This is a genomic window from Leisingera sp., from assembly GCF_034669605.1.
Taxonomy (GTDB): Bacteria; Pseudomonadota; Alphaproteobacteria; order Rhodobacterales; family Rhodobacteraceae; genus Leisingera.
Window position 1 is genome coordinate 1 of sequence record NZ_JAXMOX010000326.1, and the last position, 3131, is coordinate 3131.

The 3131-nt window shown below is 62.6% G+C and carries 1 protein-coding gene and 1 pseudogene; one reads left to right on the plus strand and one right to left on the minus strand.

What is annotated here, in order from left to right; translation table 11 throughout:
* Positions 1-78: 78 nt before the first annotated feature.
* A pseudogene (locus VOI29_RS23640) lies at positions 79-1548 on the minus strand (heavy metal translocating P-type ATPase); the annotation flags it as partial.
* A 355-nt stretch (positions 1549-1903) separates the two neighbouring features.
* Between VOI29_RS23640 and VOI29_RS23645 the strand changes: the two are divergent.
* Positions 1904-3016: an S-(hydroxymethyl)glutathione dehydrogenase/class III alcohol dehydrogenase gene (locus VOI29_RS23645; RefSeq protein WP_323784234.1), complete on the plus strand. Its 1113-nt coding sequence runs from the start codon at positions 1904-1906 to the stop codon at positions 3014-3016.
* The last annotated feature ends 115 nt before the right edge of the window (positions 3017-3131 follow it).

The window sequence follows — 3131 nt, forward strand, 5'->3', positions numbered from 1 at the left end:
CGCCATTGCTGGGGCAGCGCCCGCCAAGCGATAAGATTGGCCGCTGCTGGCCGGGAGGCCACGCTTCCTCAGGATTTACTTGCGGAATAGCACGCCCATCTGCGCGGCCCGGCCGATCCCCACCATGATCGAGGTTGGCGTTGCCAGCCCCATTGCGCAAGGGCAGGCAATGATCAGCACCGAGACGCCCGCAACCAGAGCCAGCGGCAAGGACGGTGCCGGTCCGAACAGCGACCAGGCCAGCATCGTAAGCGCCGCCGCTGCAATGACCGCGGGCACGAACCACAGCGTGATCCGGTCCACCAGCCCCTGAACCGGCAGCTTGGCGCCCTGCGCCTGCTCCACCATACGGATGATCTGCGCCAGCACTGTGTCGCGCCCAACGCGGGTGGCGCGGAACTCCAGCGCGGAATTGCCGTTGACAGTGCCCGCGGTTACCTCATCGCCGGAAGTCTTTGCCACCGGAACCGGCTCGCCGCTGATCATGCTTTCGTCGATATAGGAGCTGCCGGAAACGATCTCGCCGTCTACCGCAATCCGTTCACCCGGACGGACCCGTATCATATCACCTGTGCCGATCTCCTCGACCGGGGTTTCCACTGCCTCGCCGCCGGCAACGACCGTAGCGGTTTTCGGCTGCAGTCCTGCCAGCTTGCGGATCGCCGCTCCAGTGCGCCCCTTGGCCCGCGCCTCCAGAAACCGGCCGGTCAGGATCAGCACCACGATCACCGCCGCTGCCTCGAAATAGACATTGGCGGTGCCCGTAGGAAGCAGCCTTGGTGCAAAAGTAGAGATAACTGAGAACCCGTAGGCAGCGCTGGTGCCCAGCGCGACCAGCGCGTTCATGTCCGGCGCCCCCCGTAACAGCGCCGGAAAGCCCTTGGCATAGAACTGCCGCCCCGGCCCCGCCAGCACCAGCGTAGTCAGGGCAAATTGCAACAAGTAGCTGTTCTGCATCCCTATGTTGCCCGCCACCCAATGGTGCAGTGCCGGGATCATATGGCCGCCCATCTCGATCAAGAAGACCGGCAGCGTCAGCAGAGCAGCAATCAGAACCTGCCGCGTTAGCGCGGCGATCTCATCCGCCTTGCGCCGACTGGCTTGCTCTGTCTCATCTTCCGCCGTGCCACGAGGACGGGCCGGGTAGCCGGCCTCGGTCACTGCACGCGTCAGATCAGCAACCCGGGCTGTTCCCGTCAAATAGCGGACTTGCGCAGTCTCACTCGCCAAATTGACGCTGGCCGACAGCACCCCTGGCACCGCCAGCAGCACCCGTTCCACCTGTCCGACGCAGGACGCGCAGCTCATGCCGCTGAGAGCCAGCGTAACTTCGGATGCTGCCGCCGGGTAGCCGGCAGATTTGAGTGCAGCCGTCAGCTGCTCCAGCTGCACTCGCGGTGCGGCCTCGACCTGAGCGGTTGCATTCGCAAGGTTAACTGAGGCCTTTTGGACCCCCTCGACAGCTGCCAAGGCGCGTTCTGCGCGCCCGGCGCAGCCTGCACAGCTCAAGTTGGTGATTTGCAGTGAAATTCTGGTGTTTTCTGACATGGGAGACCTGCGGGGTTTTATCCTATGCAAGACCATATGAGGGTTCCAGTCAGGGGAAGGTCAAGGCCTCGGCACAAAATTCCTTCCCAAAACTGGAAGCCTGCAGGCAAGGTGCTGGAAAAGACGGTTTTTCTTCCTGAAAGGATGGCGCGGACCGCCAGTCAGCCGTCGCTTTCAGGGTAAAGCCCGGCACCCCGCTCCTGATAGGGTGCCAAGGCAATGCTTGCGTGCGTCAGTCTGCAAATGTAACGCTGGGTCACTCCGGCTTGCGGCCCTGCTGCTGGCTGCGCATTCAACCGGATCCGCCTCGCGGCGGCCCGGCCCCGAAGTATATGAACGAAGGACCAGTCACATGATCAAGACCCGCGCCGCCGTTGCGGTTGCCCCCGGCAAACCGCTGGAAATCATGGAGGTGAACCTCGAAGGCCCGAAAGCGGGCGAGGTTCTGGTGGAAATCAAGGCAACCGGCCTGTGCCATACCGACGAATTCACCCGTTCGGGCGACGACCCGGAAGGCATCTTCCCGGCGATTCTGGGTCATGAAGGCGCAGGCATCGTGATTGAGGTTGGCGAAGGCGTGACCAGCCTGAAACCGGGCGACCATGTGATCCCGCTCTATACGCCCGAGTGCCGCGAGTGCGACTACTGCCTCAACCCGAAAACCAACCTGTGCCAGGCAATCCGCTCGACCCAAGGCGCGGGTCTGCTGCCTGATGGCACCACCCGCTTCTCGATGCAGGACGGCACCCCGATTCATCACTACATGGGCTGCTCGACTTTTGCGAACCACACCGTGGTGCCGGAGATCGCACTGGCGAAAATCCGTGAGGACGCGCCGTTCGACAAGGTTTGCTATATCGGCTGCGGCGTCACCACCGGCATTGGTGCAGTGATCAACACCGCCAAGGTGGAAATCGGCTCCCGCGCAATCGTGTTCGGCCTCGGCGGCATCGGCCTCAACGTGATCCAGGGCCTGCGCCTGGCAGGTGCAGACCAGATCGTCGGTGTCGACCTGAACCCCGGCAAAGTGGAAATGGCCACAAAGTTCGGCATGACCGATTTCGTCAATCCCGCGGAAGTCGAGGGCGATCTGGTGGCGCATCTGGTCGAAGTGACCGGGGGCGGTGCGGACTACACCTTCGACGCAACCGGCAACGTCAATGTTATGCGCACCGCATTGGAAGCGGCGCATAAGGGCTGGGGTGAATCGATCATCATCGGCGTGGCCCCTGCGGGCGCCGAGATATCGACCCGTCCGTTTCAGCTGGTCACCGGCCGGTCCTGGCGCGGCACAGCCTTTGGCGGCGCGCGCGGCCGCACCGACGTGCCGAAGATCGTCGACTGGTACATGGACGGCAAGATCGAGATCGACCCGATGATCACCCACAAGCTGACGCTGGATCAGATCAACGAAGGCTTTGAGCTGATGCATCAGGGCAAGTCGATCCGCGCGGTTGTCGAATTCTGATCCGGTGCAGGCCTGCTCAATGATGCAGGTAAAAATCAATTCAAAACAGGCCGTTGCCCGCAAAAGGCAGCGGCCTGTGTCGTTTCGGGGCAGGCCGATTACAAGATCGGAAGAG